Source organism: uncultured Bacteroides sp. (assembly GCF_905207245.1).
In the GTDB taxonomy this organism is placed as follows: Bacteria; Bacteroidota; Bacteroidia; order Bacteroidales; family Bacteroidaceae; genus Bacteroides.
The window spans coordinates 130,878-151,847 of sequence record NZ_CAJLKP010000004.1 but is presented as its reverse complement, the minus strand read 5'-3'; the positions used below and the strand labels follow the sequence as shown (position 1 = coordinate 151,847).

The 20,970-nt window shown below is 39.9% G+C and carries 21 protein-coding genes and 4 pseudogenes; 11 read left to right on the top strand and 14 right to left on the bottom strand.

Features of this window, described 5'->3' with window-relative positions:
* Positions 1-253: 253 nt before the first annotated feature.
* Positions 254-445 (top strand): annotated as a pseudogene (locus QZ135_RS02640) (hypothetical protein); the annotation flags it as partial.
* Positions 446-605: 160 nt separating this feature from the next.
* Here QZ135_RS02640 and QZ135_RS02635 read toward each other — a convergent pair.
* The 5 genes and pseudogenes from QZ135_RS02635 to QZ135_RS02615 form a co-directional block, all read right to left on the bottom strand.
* A complete protein-coding gene (locus QZ135_RS02635; protein ID WP_294605694.1) occupies positions 606-1,133 on the bottom strand; it encodes a GNAT family N-acetyltransferase in 528 nt (175 codons plus the stop codon).
* Positions 1,134-1,225: 92 nt separating this feature from the next.
* Positions 1,226-1,519: pseudogene (locus QZ135_RS02630) on the bottom strand (helix-turn-helix domain-containing protein).
* Between the two features lie 53 nt (positions 1,520-1,572).
* Positions 1,573-1,773 (bottom strand): annotated as a pseudogene (locus QZ135_RS02625) (DUF3876 domain-containing protein); the annotation flags it as partial.
* Entirely contained in the window at positions 1,745-2,059 is a 315-nt protein-coding gene (locus QZ135_RS02620) for a helix-turn-helix domain-containing protein (protein WP_294605693.1), read from the bottom strand. The pseudogene QZ135_RS02625 and the gene QZ135_RS02620, both read right to left, overlap by 29 nt.
* A 313-nt stretch (positions 2,060-2,372) precedes the next feature.
* On the bottom strand, positions 2,373-3,158 hold the full coding sequence (locus QZ135_RS02615; protein WP_294605691.1) for a LuxR C-terminal-related transcriptional regulator: 786 nt from the start codon (positions 3,156-3,158) through the stop codon (positions 2,373-2,375).
* A 167-nt stretch (positions 3,159-3,325) separates the two neighbouring features.
* Here QZ135_RS02615 and QZ135_RS02610 point away from each other — a divergent pair, with 167 nt between their 5' ends.
* From QZ135_RS02610 to QZ135_RS02600, 3 genes are all read left to right on the top strand, one after another.
* The gene (locus QZ135_RS02610; RefSeq protein WP_294605689.1) at positions 3,326-3,817 is read left to right on the top strand and encodes a hypothetical protein; all 492 of its coding nucleotides are present in this window, start codon (positions 3,326-3,328) and stop codon (positions 3,815-3,817) included.
* A gap of 144 nt (positions 3,818-3,961) precedes the next feature.
* On the top strand, positions 3,962-4,072 hold the full coding sequence (locus QZ135_RS02605) for a DUF4372 domain-containing protein (RefSeq protein ID WP_294605688.1): 111 nt from the start codon (positions 3,962-3,964) through the stop codon (positions 4,070-4,072).
* 246 nt (positions 4,073-4,318) lie between these two features.
* Complete coding sequence (locus tag QZ135_RS02600) at positions 4,319-5,332, top strand: hypothetical protein (RefSeq protein ID WP_294605686.1); 1,014 nt, start codon at positions 4,319-4,321, stop codon at positions 5,330-5,332.
* Positions 5,333-5,504: 172 nt separating this feature from the next.
* Here the strand turns inward: QZ135_RS02600 and QZ135_RS02595 are convergent, their stop codons facing one another.
* The 3 genes from QZ135_RS02595 to QZ135_RS02585 form a co-directional block, all read right to left on the bottom strand.
* Entirely contained in the window at positions 5,505-5,870 is a 366-nt protein-coding gene (locus tag QZ135_RS02595) for a hypothetical protein (protein WP_294605684.1), read from the bottom strand.
* Positions 5,863-6,171, bottom strand: coding sequence for a helix-turn-helix transcriptional regulator (locus QZ135_RS02590; protein WP_294605681.1), 309 nt, complete (start codon positions 6,169-6,171; stop codon positions 5,863-5,865). The genes QZ135_RS02595 and QZ135_RS02590 overlap by 8 nt, the downstream gene beginning before the upstream one ends.
* A 128-nt stretch (positions 6,172-6,299) precedes the next feature.
* Positions 6,300-7,652, bottom strand: a complete 1,353-nt coding sequence (locus QZ135_RS02585; protein WP_294605679.1) for an MATE family efflux transporter — start codon at positions 7,650-7,652, stop codon at positions 6,300-6,302.
* Between the two features lie 187 nt (positions 7,653-7,839).
* On the opposite strand from QZ135_RS02585, the gene QZ135_RS02580 reads away from it, so the two are divergent.
* Positions 7,840-8,616, top strand: a complete 777-nt coding sequence (locus QZ135_RS02580) for a glucose 1-dehydrogenase (protein WP_115501989.1) — start codon at positions 7,840-7,842, stop codon at positions 8,614-8,616.
* 86 nt (positions 8,617-8,702) lie between these two features.
* On the opposite strand, the gene rsgA is transcribed toward QZ135_RS02580, so the two are convergent.
* From rsgA to QZ135_RS02560, 4 genes and pseudogenes are all read right to left on the bottom strand, one after another.
* On the bottom strand, positions 8,703-9,758 hold the full coding sequence (gene rsgA, locus QZ135_RS02575; RefSeq protein ID WP_291551393.1) for a ribosome small subunit-dependent GTPase A: 1,056 nt from the start codon (positions 9,756-9,758) through the stop codon (positions 8,703-8,705).
* On the bottom strand, positions 9,755-10,567 hold the full coding sequence (locus QZ135_RS02570) for a class I SAM-dependent methyltransferase (RefSeq protein WP_294605675.1): 813 nt from the start codon (positions 10,565-10,567) through the stop codon (positions 9,755-9,757). The genes rsgA and QZ135_RS02570 overlap by 4 nt, the downstream gene beginning before the upstream one ends.
* Positions 10,568-10,777: 210 nt before the next feature.
* Complete coding sequence (locus QZ135_RS02565) at positions 10,778-11,404, bottom strand: HU family DNA-binding protein (RefSeq protein WP_044266018.1); 627 nt, start codon at positions 11,402-11,404, stop codon at positions 10,778-10,780.
* A gap of 353 nt (positions 11,405-11,757) precedes the next feature.
* A pseudogene (locus QZ135_RS02560) lies at positions 11,758-11,995 on the bottom strand (hypothetical protein).
* Positions 11,996-12,142: 147 nt separating this feature from the next.
* Between QZ135_RS02560 and QZ135_RS02555 the strand changes: the two are divergent.
* From QZ135_RS02555 to QZ135_RS02530, 6 genes are all read left to right on the top strand, one after another.
* Positions 12,143-13,090, top strand: coding sequence for an AraC family transcriptional regulator (locus tag QZ135_RS02555; RefSeq protein WP_294605668.1), 948 nt, complete (start codon positions 12,143-12,145; stop codon positions 13,088-13,090).
* 217 nt (positions 13,091-13,307) lie between these two features.
* The gene (locus QZ135_RS02550) at positions 13,308-13,526 is read left to right on the top strand and encodes a hypothetical protein (RefSeq protein ID WP_294605666.1); all 219 of its coding nucleotides are present in this window, start codon (positions 13,308-13,310) and stop codon (positions 13,524-13,526) included.
* Positions 13,527-13,879: 353 nt separating this feature from the next.
* Entirely contained in the window at positions 13,880-14,869 is a 990-nt protein-coding gene (locus QZ135_RS02545; protein ID WP_294605664.1) for a hypothetical protein, read from the top strand.
* Between the two features lie 146 nt (positions 14,870-15,015).
* Complete coding sequence (locus tag QZ135_RS02540; RefSeq protein ID WP_294605663.1) at positions 15,016-15,951, top strand: DMT family transporter; 936 nt, start codon at positions 15,016-15,018, stop codon at positions 15,949-15,951.
* 328 nt (positions 15,952-16,279) lie between these two features.
* Complete coding sequence (locus tag QZ135_RS02535) at positions 16,280-17,119, top strand: RteC domain-containing protein (protein WP_291551380.1); 840 nt, start codon at positions 16,280-16,282, stop codon at positions 17,117-17,119.
* Positions 17,120-17,229: 110 nt separating this feature from the next.
* On the top strand, positions 17,230-17,853 hold the full coding sequence (locus tag QZ135_RS02530) for a DUF1062 domain-containing protein (RefSeq protein ID WP_294605661.1): 624 nt from the start codon (positions 17,230-17,232) through the stop codon (positions 17,851-17,853).
* On the opposite strand, the gene QZ135_RS02525 is transcribed toward QZ135_RS02530, so the two are convergent.
* Positions 17,812-18,432 carry a CatB-related O-acetyltransferase gene (locus QZ135_RS02525; protein ID WP_294605660.1) on the bottom strand — a complete coding sequence of 207 codons (621 nt, stop codon included), beginning with the start codon at positions 18,430-18,432 and terminating at the stop codon, positions 17,812-17,814. The two genes, QZ135_RS02530 and QZ135_RS02525, sit on opposite strands and share 42 nt — an antisense overlap.
* A gap of 176 nt (positions 18,433-18,608) precedes the next feature.
* Entirely contained in the window at positions 18,609-20,969 is a 2,361-nt protein-coding gene (locus QZ135_RS02520; RefSeq protein ID WP_294605659.1) for a glycoside hydrolase family 3 N-terminal domain-containing protein, read from the bottom strand.
* Between the last annotated feature and the right edge of the window lies 1 nt (position 20,970).

Here is a 20,970-nt window from a genome sequence, read left to right as displayed (position 1 = left end):
AGCTTTATCTTTGTTTTCAGTATTCTCCATGAGCAAACTACCGCAAAAGCACGTAGCAAATTAGTGGGATAATTCATGGGATATGCTTGAAGCAAAAAATATAAAGTTTTAAATATCAGCGTGGTAACTCTCTTAGGAGAATCCCAGGCGGATCACTCAAAAACAAAAGAAAGATCAAGCAAATCACTGATAATCAGACATTATCAGTTTTTTTTCTGACAGGTGGCAGAAAATAGCCGTTTCAAGGATTCATCATTCCTATCCCACAAGCATTTGCCTTACAAATAGCATGAGCATAAAGAATGTAGTTCAGATGTTAGGTCATACGGATACGAGCGTAACAAAACATTATACACGGGTACTGAATCAGAATATTTTCAAAAAAATGCAAAGAGTGAATAGCTGTCTTTCAGAATTTGGCTATATAATAAAAGGTAGTAGCTAATATAGAAAAAGGATTGGGAAGAATGAATTTCATTTTCTTAATCCCTTTCTTTTATTGTAAGTTTTTCAAAATTCAATATGAAGCATTGACAAAGTTAAGTTCTGAGAAACAATATTTTCGGGGCTGGAAATGCAGGAAACGTCTTCCATTTGAATAGCGTTTAAACAAGTTTCTCATACAGTTTGAACCAATCCAGCCCATAGTTGCCAAAACCTAAATCTACGGTATCAATGTATTCAAAACCACATTTCTCATAGAGGGAGATTGCCGGATGATTATTTTCGTACACATCCAAACGGATAGATTTTATGCCTGATTGTTGAGCCAGTTCAAACGAATAGTCCATCAAAGCACGACCGATACCCGTTTTCAAGAATAAGGGATGCACTACAAAAGTGCGTATCACAAAAATATGACTGTAGTCAGCTTCTATTTTCCACCTTACATTATTATAGGCTTCATCAGGATGATGGTCTAAGATGATAGAGCCAGTTATCTTTCCGTCATGCCTGACAACAAAAAGAGTATTATTTTCTATGCCAGCAACCGCATCTTCCCTGATAGGATAAATGCCTTTTATCCATCCGGGATAATTGGTAGTAGCTGATAGATAATCATTCAGATCATTATACAACTTTTCTAACTCGTCAATATCGGCTGTCGTACCGGATTCTATTACAAACTTCATAATTTCAACTGTTTGGGATACAAAGGTATAATTTCCACCTTAATAAAAGAGGTTTCCTTATAAGATAGTGGAAATCATACTCTTTTAGATAGTTATTCTTTCCAGCTTTCAAAGTAGTGCTTTTGGAGCAGTTTATCAATATCACTTTGGCGATAGATGATTTTACCTTTTATCTGAATAAAGGGGATTAGGCTTGTATCTCGCCATTCTTGCAGGGTTCACAGACTGACATTCAGTTTCTTGGAAACTTCATGATTAGAAAGAAAACGTTCCCCATTCAGGTGGGGCTTGTAGTGCTTGACAATAGATTCAATGCCATTCAGCATCGAGTCGAGCGAAGAAATAAATTCTTTGACTTGCGGGGTATCTTTATTTATTAGTTCCATGATTGAAAGATTGTTTTATTGAAATATTGATTTCAAGATGGCTAGATAGCTAGTTAGTTACGCAGATAGCCACCCAATGATGAAATGCCAAGTACATCTTTTGCCGAATCATAATCTAAATAGAGCCGTTTGGATGCAGTAGCAATAAAAGACTGATAACCACCTTCTCTCTGTATCTCATAAGTCGCAGGTGAAGCCTGTTTGGTAGTTTCCGATACATATATTTTAGTTCTTTTCATAAGGCATGATTTGTTTAGGTGATTGATTTTGTGTTTCACTGTCCGCAATAACTCTTTCAATATCGGAAGACCTATAATAAATCTTGCTCCCGATTTGGGAATAAGCTAGCCATCCACTACTTCGGTAATATTGTAGCGTTCGCTTGCTAAAGCCCAACAACAGGCACACTTCCTGACTATCCAGCCAGTTTTCTACTTTCTGGGTATGAGTGCTGCACAAACGTTCTATCCGTTTGGTAAACTCAGTGAACCGTTCGCATACATACGAAAAGGTTCTCTTTTCAATGGTTACTACTTCCATACTTTTAATTTTAAATGGTTCATAAAACGTGTTGATTCTATTTTCATTGGCAAATGAAAGAAGAATCAAGAGACGTTTTAAAAACTGTCTGGAAGTGGTAGAATGTGACTATATCTAGCTTCTTCCAAAAATTTAAAAGCCAGATATATAATTGAAATATGCTTTGTTATTAGGAAATACTAGATTAATATCAAAAGCAGAATTTTAAATCTCCACACCTGTGCTATGCTTCGGGTTATATTCTAGTTTAAGACTTGCACAAGCTGGATAACTGATAGAGTTAATGTTATTAATCCGTCTTAGAAAAAATATTTTATTGAATCGAGCTGTTTAATAAACCCAACCTTTGAGCAATATTAACAGCTTCGATAGAATTGTTTGCTTTCAATTTTAATAGTATGTTTTGTCTATGAGTGTTTATTGTATTGATACTGACATTTAAAGAGTGTGCAATTTCTTTGCTTAATAAGCCTTGTTTCATTAATTGTAAAACTCTCAACTCCCTATTGGTCAATGATTCTTCTAAGGTATCTGACAAATCAATAAATATCTGTTCTCCTGTTTCAAAATTATATAGGTGGCTTTTGGCTATTTCTGATTCATGACTTGCATCAACATCTATAACCGAAAGCATAAGCCAAATATTACCAGATTTATCCAATTCTATTGCTTGCTCCTGTTCAATAATACGGATATATTCACCACGTACATTTTTTACTCGCATCTCATGTACCATCTTGTGCTTCATTTTTTCTTCTGCGGAAAGACTACTTAATAAAGAGTAGATTTTCTTTCTAACAAGTAAGCCATAATGTATATCACCCGGATGAATAATTTCTAAGACAGGTTCATGCCCGTTGATAAATAACCTTTCAGAGTCAATTCCGTATAACTGAGGAATATTATTTGATACAAAAACGAATTTTTTAGTACAGCAATCAAAGACCAGCACAATACTATGCGCTAGTTCCGACAATTTGAGCCAATCTGCTTTTTTTCGTTCTATAACAGAGTAATCCAACTCGTTGATAAAAGCACTTGATGTTGGCAGAATATTTTCGACTGCTTTTTCTATTTTATCTATTGATTCATTTTTCATACCTCACATTTTCAGTCCATTAAGTCTTTCCTCATTATAAATGACTATTGTAACAGTTAAGGCTTGCCTATAACTTTGCACAAAGTTAATAAATTAATAATGAATAACATGTGTAGGGTTACATATAGTTATTCATGTCAATAATAAATAATTAAAAACTATCAATTATGATTCAGAAAGTTAAGTTAATAACACGTGAAGGTAAAAAAGTTATGGGCTACCGAGTTACTGTTACTTCGGATTTTCATTCTAATATAGAGAATATATGGGATAAAATTCAAGATATTGATACTTTGAGAGAAATTTGTAAAACTAAAGCTAGTTTTATTGCTTGTGATGATTCTCCTATACAGTGGAAAGAAGGCAAAACTTTTGTTTTCAAAATGTACTTGCATGGCTTTTTGCCAGTAGGTAGGCATACAATTAATGTTGTCAAGATGGATAAAACGTCACGAGAAATAGATACAAAAGAATATGATAATACTGTAGTCATTTGGAATCATTATATTAAGATGGAGGAAATAAGCCAACAGGTAACCCGATATACTGACACTGTGGATTTATATGCAGGTTGTTTAACGTCTATTGCCGCATGGTGGACTTTGAAATTCTATAAGCATAGACAACGTAAATGGCAAAAGATAGCTAAGAGTTTATAAACTCATATAGAGCGTTCACTAGTGGGCACTTTAAATTAAACATCGTTCTTTGAAGTCTTTGATAATCGCATATTTATGTATCTTTTTGGAACGTGACGATTTGAATTGAAAAGTTGTTTTAGCTTTGCCCAAAAGCTCACAACAATGAATCAAGGCAAATATATCTTCGCTCAACTTACAGATTTTCTTCCCCATCGTGTCTTTGACCGTTTGGTAGAAAAGTATTCCAGGAATAAGAAAATCAGCTGGGACTAAGTGCCCAGCAGTGAAAAATTCAAGAAAAACATTGTTCAATGCAAAGAACAACCTATCTTTGTATTTAACCAATGAGATTCTAAGCCTCAAAAGAAATATTCACTGAATATGGCTTAAAGGTATGCCAAACAAAATATTCACTTATAGAATTTAGAAAACATGAGTAAAACTATATACACAATAGATTCGAGAGATAATACCATGCTCGAAGTTATGAAACAATACTTTAAGTTATCTGACTTACAGATGAGTAAAGAGATTAACAATATGCACGATATCTTAGTAGAACAATTAGAGGAAAAAGGCATATCATATTCAGCACTAAAGTCTGTTTTAGTCCCTCAAAAGAAACGTCATGAGATTCTTCTCGTATTTGACACTTCACAGATAGAAAACGGATGGTATGGGATAGCATGCCATAATGCTGTAATCAGGCTCTTAGATAAATCTGAGTCACATAGTTTCTTGTGCGGAGATTATATTTCTAAAATCAATACCTCACAGCAAAATGCGAACGATCTGTTATATCGAAATTTATCAGAGCATATTGATTTATCCAAAATCAAGTATAAATCAAGCGAACAGCTATTCTTTATTTACATTAATAACGTCTCCGACAGATTTATAGACAGGCTCAAAAACGGTTTATTAAAATTCCAAGGATTTGTAGGAGTAGTTGATATGACATTATCTTCTGCACTGAAAATTTACACATCTTCCATTCTCACAAATGGTTTCATTCAGTATCATGACCTTATATTGCAACCTTCATCCGAACATGATGATTCTTTCAATGTTGAAGACAATAATGAACTTGGTTATGACTTTGCTACCAATGGATTTAAAGTTCGTTGCATATATGCAGATTTGTTTGGCCTGTTTTTAACCTACAAAATAGAGCGGTTGTATTTTAATATTGTGGATACTTCTGACCAAGCCATGGCTATCAATTCCATAACCCCTGTTTTTCAACGTCTAAATACGTCCCATATTATTGTTACTCCTGAAAAATTAGAATATCTCAAACAAAGCAAAGGTGATACAATGAAGAGAATAGGTCTTAGCGACATCACTCCTGAATATTTAGCCCTAAAGATAAAGGAGAATATAAATTCTAATTACCTTTTCTGTATGGAGTTTAACGATATATATCAAATTGCCAAGTTCAATATAATCCTTGAAATCAATTCTTACAAGATACAATTGGGACTAAAATATGATTATGCAAATAATACACTATCGCTAATTACTATGTATTAACGATATTCATCAATCCGGCATTTTCTCTATTATCTCAGCTTGAATTTTGCCATCTTTTTTGTGACACATTTCTCAGTCAATTCTTCTATTATCTGAGCCGCATATTGTTTTGATAGTCCTATTTCAGCGGCCAGCGCAATAACATCAGCAAGTGTAGGTTCTCCTTTGCCGTTTATAGTCGTGGTATGGTAACCATTAAAGCCATTACTTGGCAAAAGGGCATAAGCTGGCGAAAGTTTCCACACTCCATTAATCCATTGGAAAGATAAGTTTTGACATAATCATCTCTATTTGAAATCAATACATTGAACACCATCAATCGGAACATATCTGCCACTTGCTCCATATCTTTGGTAAGATTCACTGTTAGTTTAAGTAATATAGAGTAATCAAGACTTAGAATCCGATAATTAGCGTGAAGTAATCCTGCTGCACTTATCGTATCATATTCAAAGCCACATAATCCTTCAGGAGTAAGAGCCATTCGTCCTATACGCCTGCCAGATATAAAAACCTCTATTAGTGAAATATTATCCATTTCTATTCCCCCGTTTTCGTTGTTTCACTTGCCCAGTTTTTAGTATGTCATCAATACTTTGATAGGTCTTACTACTGAAAAGAGTTTCAAATTCATCTGTCATATCCAATGCAAAAGCAAGCATCACAAGTGAACGCAAGGATATTTCTCCTAACGATTCAAAACGCCTATAAGAAGCCAAAGAAACTCCTGATTTCGTGGCAAGCATATTTTGCGTCCATCCTTTTTCCAGCCGCCTCATCTTTACACGTTCAGCAATGCCCAGCATCAGTGAATCCGGAGTTTTACTTATAAGTGACAATATATTATCCTTTCCATACAATAATTACTATTATATGAGCACTTATAAAGCTAATCAAAGTATCTCTATTATCAAACTAATAAGATGAAAATAGTCACTTTAAAATAGTTGGAAGGCTTTTATCCACCTTATTTCATCTTCCCCAAAATCTTAGGAAACTGCCAAAAGAACAATAGCGTACAGCAAATTGCAGCCGTAGCATCAGATATAGCCTCAGCCGCATATACTCCGGTCACTCCCATATAATGCGGCAGTATCAGTGCTAACGGAATCAACAGAATGGCCTTGCGGAGCAAAGCGATAAAAATGGATATCCTGGCCTGCCCCAATGCAACAAACATATTCTGACAGGCACGTTGCAAACCGAAAATGGTCATACCACCCAAAAAGACAGGCATAGTCCAACGGACCGTTTCTATCAACTTTTCATCACTTGTAAAAGCAGATGCAACCGTTGACGGGAACAGGATCATAAGTAACATCAGAATCAGATTAAAAGAGAACATGGTGATCAGTGCAATACGGAAACAATCCTTCACACGCTGTTTATCACCATGCCCATAATTGTAACTTACAACCGGAATAAAGCCTTGCGCAAACCCCGTCAGCGGCACACTGGCAAACTGCATCGAAGTCTGTAATATCGTCAACGCACTAACGTAAATATCTCCAAAATCTTTCAAGCTACTATTCAGCACAAAGCCCACCAAACTCTCTGTACTGGCCATAATGAACGGAGATACTCCCAGCCCCAGCATCGCAATAACAATCCCCCGGTTTAACTTCATATAGCGCCTCTCCAAAGGCAGAGAAGCCTTCCGGGAGAATAGGAAAGACAGTACCCATGCGGCACTGCAAGCCTGAGAAATCACCGTAGCCAAAGCAGCACCTTTCACACCCATATCAAACCAGAAGATAAAAATAGGATCAAGAATGATATTTAATAAAGCTCCGATTAAGACAGAGTACATGGCAATGGCAGGACGCCCCTGCGCATTGATAAAGGAATTGAGTCCGGTGGAAATCTCTACAAAAACAGTTCCCAGCAAATAAATGGAAAGATAATCGACCGCATAGCCCAATGTATGTTCCGAAGCACCTGTAAAGAGCAGGATAGGCTCCATGAAAGTATAGGCAATGAAGGAAGTAATTAAAGTAAATAGAATCAGCAGGGTGAAGCCATTCCCCAATATCTTTCCGGCACGCTGGCGGTCCCCCTGCCCGAGGGCTATGGCAGCCAACGGTGCACCACCACCGCCCACTATTGCTGAAAAAGAAGAAATCAATACCACGAGAGAAATTGTTACCCCTACGCCTGCCAATGCATCCGTCCCGATGCCCGGTATGTGTCCGATATAGATACGGTCGACAATGCTATAAAGCAAATTGACGAATTGTGCCGCTACTGCCGGAAGCGCCATCTTGAAAACCAGTGGCAACATACGCTCGGTTCCCAGACGTTCTTCATATTTATTGATCATCGTGATTCTTCTTTTCTAAAAACGGGTGCAAAGGTACGAGAATTTCCACTCGACCCAAAGGTAATGCGTGCGGCTTTTCCAAGAAACGGAAATAAATCATTTCCGTGTTTATTATTCATAAATCAAATATTCCCAGTCGAACTGTTTTCATGCTCTCATGTTCTTGTACAAATATAAAAGCATAACAATGAATATAGATTCTCTTTTTGATCTAAGCGGAAAAGTAGCCATAGTGACCGGTGGTGGAGATGGCATTGGAAAAGGAAGTTGCGAAACACTCGCGCACTTCGGAGCTTCCATAGTGGTAAGTGATCTGGTACTTGAAAAAGCCCAGGCTGTTGCAAATGAAATCGTTACGAATGGAGGTAAAGCGATTGCTGTAGCCTGCAATGTGCTTAATGACGCAGACTTAGTAAACCTGGTTGATAAAGCTGTCGCAGAGTATGGAACGGTCAACATCCTGGTCAACAATGCCGGTGGAGGAGGTGGCGGACGGGAGAATCCCTTCCAGATAGATATTGCTTACTTCAAGAGGATATTCAACCTCAATTTATTCAGTGCATGGCGTTTATGCCAGCTTGTTGTACCTCACATGGCTGAATCGGGCTATGGAAGCATCATCAACATCACATCGATGGGCAGTATTAATAAAAGTCCGAATATGAGTGCTTATGCCTCTTCCAAAGCAGCCCTGAACCACATGGCAGGTAATCTTGCATTCGACTTCGGTCCGATGGGAGTACGTATCAACAACGTAGGTCCCGGAGCTACCAGAACCCACGCCTTATCTACAGTGCTGACTCCTGAAATAGAAGCAAAGATGCTGGAACATACTCCCATAAAACGTCTGGGTGAGGTAAGTGACATTACCGGAGCAGTACTCTATTTTGCCGCACCCGTCTCGCAATGGGTTAGCGGACAAACGCTGTTTGTAAACGGAGGGGGTATTCAGACACTCGATTGATATTTACAGATAATTCAAATCATAATTGGACATATAAAACAGTGCAGCTATTCCACTAAAAGAATACTGCACTGCCTAAATAGAGATTAGCGATCCGATTTAAGTTTCTTCACCTCCTCCACGAGTTTTGAAAAGGATTTATCCCTTTTACGCTTTTCATGTTCGGAAGTGGAGAAATGCCACGCTTCCCGTCGAAGTTTCTGATAACTCTCATAAACCTTACGGTCCAATATACCACTACTTACCGCCTCTAAAACGGCACATCCAGGTTCGCTGATGTGCTTGCAATCCTTGAAGCGGCACGATGCGGCATAATCGGAAATCTCCAACACCTCTGCAAGAGAATCAGGATCGTCAATGGCCAAGCCAAATTCCCGGACACCCGGAGTATCGATTAATACCCCTGAACCATCCATCAGTACCATCTCCCGACGAGTGGAAGTATGTCTTCCTTTTCCCGTGGACAGGCTGATATCAGACGTTAACAATACCGATTCCCCACAAAGCGCATTCACCAGAGAACTTTTCCCTACCCCCGAAGAACCGACAAACACAACCGTTTCGCCTGCCGATATAGACTCCCGCAATTGGAGAATCGTCTGAGGTTGATGGATACTTGTAAAAAACACCGGTATCTGACGGGCAATGTGCCTGATCTGTTTTTCGACTTTCTGCCTATCAAACCCCAAATCAGCCTTGTTAAACACCAATACAGGACTGATATTCTCTTCCTGCATCTGAATCATGAAACGCTCGGCTCTGCGAACATTGAAATTATCATCAAGACTTTGCACGATAAATGCCTTGTCAACATACGAGGCAATGGCCTGTTTATCAGCAACCGTTCCGTTTTTCTTGCGATATAGCGTCCGTTCACGAGGCAGCATATCCACTATAATCCCTTTATGTTCGTCGAAAGGTTGAAAAAGTACCCAGTCACCGGTACAAGGGAGTTCAAAGTCTGATTTTCCATACATCATATTCCCCGTCAGTTCACACTGAAACAGACCGTTTTCTGAAACAACCTCGTAGCATGTACGGTGTACGATGGATATACGTCCATGTGTGAGGGAATTGTATGTAGACTCTTGTTTTAGTTGGTGTAACTTGTCATTCCAACCGTAATTATTCAAATAAATCATTGTTCTATCTTTTTTGCGATGAAAAATGTATAGCCGTAGAAGGCTTTATACTTGCTGTACAGTTCTTCTTCATCAAACTGAAGCGAACTGAATTCTTCAGCAATCTTATTTCCCGCATATTTATGAAGGAAGATTTTCTGAGCTTCAATCTTTGCAGCAAAGTAATGCTCTGTCCAGCAATTCTCCGGCAAAATAAATGTAGCGACGGGAAGATAACCAGCTTTGTGTATCTTGGCCACTTGATTGGGAATCGTATCTATTTCAGGATACGCATTCACCCAGAAGTCATTGATTTCCGCAGGACGTTCGTCAGTAAACCACGAACTTTCAGAAACGGCAATATATCCTCCCGGCTTCAAATACTTACGCCACTCATTTAATCCCCGTTCAAAACCAATATTATAAATAGCACCTTCCGACCAGATCAGGTCTAATTCCTCATTCTGAAAAGGAAGGTTATCCATAGAACCGACAATGCCTTTCACCCTGTCCTGCAAGCCTGATTGCTTTGCATTACGATTGAGGATATCAATAAAGTCAGGGAAAAGGTCGAGTCCGGTGATCCGCCCGGAAATATGTCCGGCCAATACCATTGTCTGTCCTCCTGTTCCACAGCCGATGTCGGCGATAAGGGATTTGTCGGTGAGGTTATCTATAAAGCTCAGTGCTTTCAGTGTTACATCAGGACTTCCGGGTCCTTGGCGTTCCATATTGGAGAAGAAGTCACAGATTAATTGAAGTTCGAAATCGTGAATTGTTTTATTTTCGTTACTCATTTTCTTAATGTATTTTGCATACAAGGAAAGCATAACAATGCCTTCATCATTGTACGCAGATTAAACTTGAATTATAATAATAGAAAACTACTCTCGAAAGGAGTTATCCGAGAGTAAACGAAGGGACAATCTGTATCAGAAACACAGATTGTTTATTAAACCAAATCCGATTTGAATGTCTTTGTCATGGCGCAAAGATAAATAATATTTTGATTTACAGCAAATTTCATGCATCCTTTCTTTTCACCCCTTCTTCACATAAACCCTGTGTGCACCACGTCCGGCAGTGTCAATGCCGGAATCCGGGAGGGCCGCCCATTCTTTCAGTTCATTCGTAGCAGTGGTGCGCAACAACCCGGTTAATTGCTGATATTCGCTGACAGTAAGAAAAGAATGTGACTCCAGATACTTCACCGCCAGTGCCAAGCGCTGCTCCGGAGCATACTTTTGCGAAGAACGACGGGCTTTCCAAGGTGCCCGCTCCAACAGACAGCGACCGTTAATGCGATATACCAGATTCATGTCTACACGGAAATTGACTTTGCCCACCACGATGCTCTGTGCATTGCGATGCTTCGCTTTTTCACCCGCTTCTTCCCGTTCCTTGCCTGTGCGCAGCATCAAAGCCGGAGTGAAAGTTCCGATGTCATCCAGTTTAACGGAACGTCCCTCTGCCATCTGATGCGACATTTCGATAGCAAGTTGCTTCACGATTCCTATTATATCACCCACATTGAAGCCACTGCTTTCCGACACGTTGCGTGCCAGTTGTTCTGTGGAAACCTGGTCTATCATTGCAAAGCGTGGATAGAGAACACGCTCGCCCGTCTTGTGAATGTCGGGCATTTCTTCCATTACATAGTATGCCATATCCTTTGTTTATCAGACATTAATAAAAAAGTTGTTCGCCATTAAAAGAAAACTTGCTTTACATTGGGAGAAAAGTTGCTTAACTCATACAGCAAACTTTAATCAGAAGTTACGGTTTTATAATCAGAACTTTCGGTTATACAATCAGAAGGTACAGTTTTACAATCAGAAGTTTCGGTTATAGTTTTCTCTACGACAAAGGTAACTTTTACTTTAATGTAAAGCAAGTTTTTGACAGGGATAAAGGAAGTTTATTATTAACGTCCAATACGCGGCACACTATGTTCTGGCTATTTCTCCGGCTTTCCTTTTATGGCAGGAGGAGGCGAGAAAGTCTTTAGCGAACATTATTCTCAGAATCCCATGGCTTCTTTCACTAAAGTCATCTCGCGGAAAGAGGTCAGCTTTTCCAGCAGCAGAAGGGCCACGCCATACGATGTTTGAGGGCAAATTGAAAGAACCCACAACTTTACTGTTCAAACCACAGATAACGGTTTCTATATCACAGTCAAAGTCGGTCTTCGCCCAACCCATAACATCAATAAAAGCACTGAACTCAATGGTTTCAAATCCTTTAGCAAGAAATACCAATAATCCATAATCTTTATAGTTTCATATTGAACGAATGATTAACGTCGCAAAGATAGGCATTAGTTTCAGAAGCAAGCGGGATATTAGCAAGAATGGACAATCGTATCTGATTATTTGGTGCTACTTTTGCTATTCAAATCATATGGCATGAATATACAAGAAAAGAGTAAAATAGAGTATCGTTCCAGAATTAACCGGGTGATGGATTACATAGATATGCACCTCAGCCAGCCACTCGAACTAAAGGGCATTGCCGAAATAGCCAACTTCTCACCTTTTCATTTCCACAGGATATTCACATTCCTGATAGGAGAAACTCCCATCGACTATATACAACGCCTCCGGGTGGAAAAAGCGGCATGGAAATTACAGAACGAACCGTCATTGCCTGTCACGGAAATCGCATATAGCTGTGGTTTCGGAAGCATATCCTTATTCAGCAGGACTTTCAAGAAGTATTTCGGCATCACTCCCACGCAATTCGGTAAAGAGGAAAAGCCTATCTATGCACATCATGGGATGCTGTTTAGCAAGAATGGGCAAATGCTCCGCAAGAATTTGACAAGCAAGACGGATTATGATTCCGACCTTTGCGAAGTAGAACTAAATAACATTTATTTTATGAAAGCAAACATCGAAATCAAAGAAATGCCGGAAATGCAAGCGATTTATTGTCGGCACATCGGCCCGTTCCACCTGGTTGTTCAGGCTTATGAGAAAGTAATTAAATGGGCTGAACCAAGAGGACTGTACACCCAGAATGTAACCAAAACGGCTACGGTGACTCATGATGATCCATCTGTCACGGAGTTGGACAAGATCAGACAAAGTGCCTGTATCATTATGAACGAAGACGTGAAAGTGGAGGGTGAAATCGGAAAAATGGTCATTCCCGGTGGTAAGTATGTGGTGGGACACTTTGAGATTGGAACCGATGAGTTCCAGAAATCATGGAACACTATGTGCAAGTGGTTTACCGAAAGCGGGTATCAACAAGCTGACGGATGTACGTACGAGCTATATCACAATAGTCACCGGACACATCCTGAGAATAAGCACATTGTGGATATCTGCATACCGATAAAGCCTTTGTAAAGAAAGCAGGGAGTGGTAAGTTTCGACATTCCCACTCCCTATTTTTAAAAAGTTCGTCGCAGCCAGGACTCATTTCGTCATAAGCAGTATGAAGTTCGTCTAATAACTCTTTATAGAAGGATATTTTGCTTTACCTTTACCTCCGTAACCGGGCATTTTCAGACAGACTAAGCAGACTAAATTAAACTAAGTAATAGAAAAAACATAAATTACCGCCATGCAAGATAGTATTTTAATTTTCCGAACCTCCATCGCTAAGGAGCAAGACATAACAAGAATAGGGATACTGTTTACACAATATCCCCAGATTCATAAATGGAATGTAGACTTTGAAGATTGGGAAAAAGTATTAAGGATAGAATGTCGGGGAATCACTCCGGCTGATGTTTCGAATGCACTAAAGATAATCAATATTCACGCAACGGAGTTAGAGTAAAACTGTGCAAAAAGGAGTAAAAGTGATTAGCGTTTAGTGATTAGCAGTACTATCCGTCATCCTGAGCGTAGTCGAAGGATCTACTCTCTTGGCATAAGGCTGCGCTATACAGTAGGGGAAGAGATTCTTCGACTACGCTCAGAATGACAGATACTCAGTATATCATTTCATTCAAATCCCTACAGAAATAAACAATAGCAGAAAAATAGTTAGTCTCTAATTCACTCTATTTCGTCATCAAAAACAGGGAGGTTGGTCTACAAACTCCCGATGGCAAACTAATTCAGCTTATCTTCGTTGCCGGAATTAAAAGAGTGAAAATAAAAAGATTAATAACGAAGAAAAACAAAAGGATGAAGAAAATTTTAGTATTCATACTATGCGCACTAGCTTATAGTACATTATCCGCCCAAACAGACGAGAACAAGAAGTCGGCCTTTCAGTTAAGCTTTGTGCCACCTCTGAGCACCAACGGAATGTATGCATCGGAGTATACCAATCAAGTCTCCCTCAATTTATTGATAGGTGTTTCCAAAAACGAGGAATTGCTCACTTGGGGAGGACTCTCGAACATCATTCTCAATGATGCAAAAGGCCTTCAATGGGCAGGACTGTCAAATTATGTAGGGAATGACGGACAAGGATTGCAGGTTGCAGGATTAATCAATATAAATAAGAACAGCTTTAGTGGTTTCCAACTGGGAGGGTTGGCAAATACCGCTTCGGAGATGAAAGGCTTCCAGTTTGCCGGGCTGACTAATATTGCCAAAGATGTGACCGGTGTTCAAATAGCAGGATTAGTCAATATTGCAAAGAACGTAAGAGGGGTTCAGTTCTCAGGGTTGGTGAATATAGCTGAGAATAGTGACTGCCCTATCGGACTGATCAATATCATTAAGAATGGTGAAATGGGAGTTGCCGTTACTTATGATGCCATAGGAAGCACGGTGGCATCATTCCGCTCGGGTGGTAAATATACTTATGGCATCATAGGTGTCGGGTATAATCACAAAACAATCAATAACTCACTGGTAGCCGAAGGCGGTTTCGGTGCACATATTCCGGTTACTTCCTGGTTCAGAATCAATAATGAGCTTAAATTCTCAACTATTGGCAATGATTCGGACGAGCCGGTATTGAATGGAGGCTATTCGTTGATTCCAGCTTTCAGAATCGGAAAACACATTGAGTTATTTGCGGGAGTAGGTATTAATTATATGGAAACAAAGGATATCAATAACCACAAAATATTCCCTAATCATTCATTATGGAAGAAGACGGGCTCCACAAGATTACAACAAATATATGTAGGATACCAATTCGGGGTTCAATATATATTCTGATAGATCACGGCACTTCTCAGATATAAAGTCAGGCAAGGAAAGAAAGAGCAAAAATTAAGAGGTCTGTGATAATAATATATAAAGAAAAGATTTACCTTTGCTCCCCCTAAAAAAGAAAACCAGAACTAAGAAATAATTTAGTGTTTATGAATACGAAGGTCAAAGGATATATATTGGGAGCTGTTGCTGCCGCCACTTATGGTATGAATCCCCTCTTTACCCTTCCGCTATATAAGGAAGGTATGAATCCGGATTCCGTTCTTTTCTTCAGATACCTGTTTGCCATTCCCATCTTGGGGATTATGCTCAAAGCGAGAGGCAGAAGTTTCAGTCTGAAACGGAAAGAAATATTGCCGTTAGTCATACTGGGATGGTTGGTCGCCATATCTTCTCTTACCCTGTTTCAAAGCTACAACTATATGGAAGCCGGTATTGCCTCAACGATACTGTTTGTCTATCCGATTTTGGTAGCACTGATTATGGCTGTCGCCTTCAAGGAGAAAGTCACATTACAAACAGTCTTATGTATCTTTCTGGCTTTAAGTGGTATTGGGTTACTATATAAAGGAGGAGACGGTACAACGCTGAGTTTGGTTGGCGTTGGGTTAGTCATGGCATCGGCCCTCTCCTACGCTATCTATATTGTGGGGGTAAACCGGCCGATATTAAAAGACGTGGCAACACTTAAAGTTACTTTTTATGTATTGCTTTTCGGCCTGTCGCTTTTTTTAGTCCGTGTAGATTTCGGGCAAAGCCTGCATGTTGTCGACAAATGGTATTTATGGGGGAACCTGATTGCATTGGCAATCTTCCCTACAGCCATATCCTTCCTCTGTACGACACAGGCCGTGCAATATATAGGTTCCACTCCTACAGCTATCCTTGGAGCTTTGGAACCTGTAACGGCCGTATTCTTCGGAGTAACGATCTTCGGGGAAAGTCTGACACCGAGATTGTGTTGCGGAATTGTATTGATTATCCTGGCTGTGACGTTTATTATAGCCGGAAGCAATATTACGACACATTTGGTACGGTTCAGGAAGTTGTTCCCACGATTACCGCTGAAGCACCAAAAAAAATAGACAAGACAAGCTATCTGTTAGAATATCCCTCTGAATCTACATTTTGACTGTAGATTCAGAGGATATATAAAAAAAAGAACTATATTTGCCCCGAATTCTAAAAGCAAATATTTTGGGCACAATTCTTAAATTTGTTATCGCTTAATATTAGCCTCATAAACCACAGGCTAATTTCTTTCGTTTGAATAATTCATATTCAGACAGGTTTTTCATTTTATCATTTTTAGTATTAACTACATTGTCTCCGCAAGGCAATTGTAATTTGCTATTCAGACTTTTAGCAGGTTTCGCAACAACCGTCTGAAAGTTATGGATGCGCTGAATGCGAATGGAGAATTTCGTAAAGAACATTAAGCAAGACATAGAAGTAGAAATCCAAAGAATTGAGCAACAAGATATTGATATCCTTGATAAGATAAAACAAATAGTCGGCTTCATACAGACTTCACTCGCCCGGCTAAAAGCAACCATTGAGGACTATCAGTTCATTAATCCCGAGGAAGAGGTTCTTTTCTTTAAAGTCCGGAAACCACAGATATCCGGTCTACTGATATTTTATATCCGCCTGTATCAGATTGAAAAGAATCGGATTGGGAAATCACCGTCAGCTCAATATAAGTATCTGAAGGAGGAATACGAAAGTCTGAAGAACGTCTCTTCGGACAAGAATTTCTATAACTATTATCAAGCCGGTAAAACTGACTCTGATCATCTGTATTTCATGAGAAAGCATTATGATATCCTTGCTGATGTCCACTGCCACTCGTTGGATAGAGATACTTCCTTTTCCACTTTGCATGATTCCAGCGTAGCAGAGATCTTAGCAAATAAGCAACTCACTCATTATCTCTCCACAGAGATTGATGCATTATCGGAAAAACTACATCTTAAGTTTACCTCCATCATAGAAAGCAAACTATTGCAATGGACTGAAAGTAAGGTTTCATTGGTAGAATTCATTTATGCACTATATGCCGGGAAGTGCTTTAACAATGGTAATACGAGCCTGAAAGACATCGCTTTCTGTTGCGAAACTCTCTTTGATATTGAGATTGGTGATTTCTACCGGATATTTCTTGAAATCAGGAACAGGAAGAAGAGCAGGACACAATTTCTGGATAAACTGAAAGAGAAAATAACCCGAATGATGGACGAACTTGACAGGTAAACAAAGAATATTTCACAGCGTCTTGTGACATCTTGTGAATTATGCAAATGGCTAATATCCAACTTTGCCGGAAAATTACTTAACCCGCAAAGAAAGATAATAGCTTATTTATGGAGACAACAATTACATGGGAAGTAAAGGTGAAGAATACCCCTTTATTAATTAAGAAGTGCAGCCACTGCGATAGTGACCGATTTTATTGTAGCGACAAGTTCAGGATGAACGCTCAAAAGAAGAACATAGATGTATGGTTGATTTACAGATGCGTGAAGTGTGACAACACCTGTAACCTCACTTTGTTATCACGCAGTAAACCGGATTTGATTGACAAGACATTATTCCTGAGTTTTTCAATGAATGATAAAGATACGGCTTGGAAGTATGCATTTTCTACTGAAATGGAGAGAAAGAATAATCTGAGACTGGATTATGGTAGCGTAGAATATGAAGTCATTCCTGATACCTCATTGGAAGATTTACTGAATCTATCCAATGAGGTTATCAAAATCTACATCAAGTGCGAGTTTGAGTTTGATCTCAAATTATCATCATTAATCAGAAGATGCTTCTCACTCTCTGCCAATCAGGCGAAACGTATGTTCGAAGATGGTATAATTACGATTTCAGGAAACAAACCACCTCAGAAGCATAAAGTGAAAGATGGAGATATGATTCTGATACAAAGAGAGGGATTAAGTAAGCCTATCAACCATTCTATTCATGATATAGGGTAAAGACTGACGTATCTTCTCAACAGGCCAGTTCCACCATTGTATCTGTTGCAGTCCGGCGATTGTCTCTTCCTCAAATCGCATCCGTATTTTCCTGGCAGGTGTTCCTCCTACTATGGTGTAGGGAGGAACATCTTTAGTTACCACTGCCCGGGCTGCGATGACAGCTCCATCTCCTATATGCACGCCTGCCATAATTACGGCTTCATAACCTATCCAGACGTCATTGCCTATAATGATATCCCCTTTATTATCCCATGCTGAGGCTACATTTTTCTTATCCAATCCCCATTCTTCAAAGAACAAGGGAAATGTGTAGCTGGACAGGGATTTCAATGTATGGTTGGCACTGTTAAAAAGAAACTTTGCCCCACAGGCAATGGAACAGAATTTTCCGATAATCAAGCGGTCTTGATTGATAGGATAATGATAGAGGACATTATTCTTCTCAAATTGAACCGGGTCATTTACAAAATCATTGTATATGGTATAATCACCAACTATAATATTCGGATTGTTGATAATGGTATTCAGATAGATAGTCTGATAATCATTGGTACGTGGAAATGTTTTCGTATTCATTGTAATTACTTCTTTTTGTATGTTTAGTATCTTAATATCTTGTGACGGAAACGGTCACAATTAAATTGGGCAACAGACTTAACTATTGCCCTATCATACTAAACGAAGCTATTTACAAAGTTGCCATTTCATTGTGATTAAAGACTATGGTTTATATCGCACAACAAAGATACGAATTATTTCACTTCAAACTTTCCTTGTAATCTGATATCTTGTGAAGAACTTCCCACCATTACAGCAAACGTACCCGGCTCTACTACGAAGTGATTATCCTTATTCCATAATCCCAACTCTTGCGGGGTGAGTACGAAATCAATCACTTTTTCTTCGCCCGGTTCCAGATGGATACGCTCGAAGCCACGCAGTACTTTTACATATGTAGTTACAGAACTCATCTCATCATGCAGATAAAGCTGAACTATTTCATCTCCGGCTACTTTTCCCGTATTCTTCACTTTACAACTTAGCTTCACACTACCTTGTACACCTATGACCGGATTCTCTATCTTTAAATCACTATAAGCAAAAGTAGTATAACTCAAACCATATCCGAAGGGATAAAGCGTACCGGTAACACGTACAAAACCCTTCGAATCGGAACCCGGTTTAAACGGAAAAGCAAAAGGTATCTGCCCTACCGAACGGGGAAAGGTTACCGCCAATTTACCACCCGGATTGTAATCACCGAAAAGAACCTGTGCTACGGCATCCCCCATAAATTCTCCCGGAAACCAAGCATGTACAATACCCGGAATATAACGTTCAGCCCAGTTGATGGTGGCGGCACGTCCGTCTACCAGTAACAGGATTACAGGTTTGCCCGTTGCGTACACAGCCTGCAACAGTTTCTCCTGGCGTCCGCACAGATCCAGATTGGTACGGGAATATTCCTCACGCACCGTCTTCTCATTTCCTCCCAGCACCATGATGGCTACGTCCGATTCCTTTGCCAAGGCTACAGCCTCATCCATCATAGCCTGTTCTTCCTGATCCAATGGTACTTCGTAAAGCTCACTCTCTGGAAAATATTTATCAATAATGTCTGTTCCTTTTGCATAGCGAACCTCTGTATCAGGCAAATATACTTTTATCCCCTGATATACCGTCTTTATCGGAGCATTAGCCGGACCATAGCGGCAAATCAGATTTTGCACTTCATTCGCATTGGGACCAATCACGGCTACTTTCTTCAAATCTTTGGAGAGTGGCAGGATATTATTCTCATTCTTCAATAAAACGATGGATTCTAATGCAGCCCTCATGGATACTGCCTGATGTTCCTTGCTATGCACCACCTTTTCAGGATGTTTTGCATCTCCTTTATAAGGATTATCAAACAGCCCCATCCCAAACTTCACCCGCAACACATCTGCCACACGGCTATCAATCGTCTGCATGGAAACCTTTCCCTCGCTGATAGCCTGCCGAAGCGGACGAATGAAGTTCTCGGGCAAAGTAAAGTTAGTACGCACATTCAATCCTGCATTTACTACCTGGGCAGCTCCATCTACAGCATCGGCAGCTACGTTATGCTTGGAATAGAGAAACTCCACCGCTTCACTATCAGACACTACATAACCTTTGAAGCCCCATTCATGGCGAAGTATTTCAGTAAGGAAATGATAACTGCCCGTAATCGGTTCGCCGTCATAATCATTATAAGAACTCATCACTCCCAATGCCCCGGCTTCGCAAAAAGCCTTGCGGAAGGGTTCTATATAAAGAGTCCTCATCTCACGCGGAGCTACGTGCGGGTCGGTACGGGTACCGGCATCACGTCCTCCAACAGGAATACTATATACGGCAAAATGCTTGGGAGTGGCAACCAGCCCTTCTTGCTGAAGTCCTTTAATCATCCGCTTTCCAAGTTCTCCCACCAGGAAAGGGTCTTCGCCGTAACACTCCACTACGCGTCCCCAACGGGGATCTTGTGCAATATCCAGAATAGGGGAATAGATATTGGTATAGCCCAGCGCTTTTGCCTCTTCGGCTGTCACCTTGGCTATTTCACTGATCAGTTCTTTATTCCAGGTAGCTCCCTGTCCGCACTGTGCCGGAAACATGGTAGCCCGGTCATGGCAAAGCCCACGAATACCTTCATTGGTAAAGTCAACAGGTATCCCAAGGCGGGTTTGTTCTACGAACCAGCGTTGGATAGCCTGTCGGTTCTCTACACTATTCACATAAGGATAGGACAAAGAAGAACCGAATTTCCCCAAGCCATTGGCCTGTTCGTCTATATTCGCGATACCGTCTTTCCAGATTTCATTTTTCCATTGTTCTGTGGGCAGGGAGTCTTTCAGTACACGGCCTGAGCCATACAACGTAGCCATCTGGCAAGTCTTTTCCTCCATTGTCATCTGCGACAACAAATCCTTGACTCTTGCCTCCAAGGGTGCCGAAGGGTCTTCATAGACATCCATCACCCCGTTCTTATTAAAATCAATCCAGCCTTTCTTATATATACCGGGATTATTGCCCGCATACACACCCGCACAAAGCGATACAGCAATACATAAAGCGATTCTTCTTTTCATA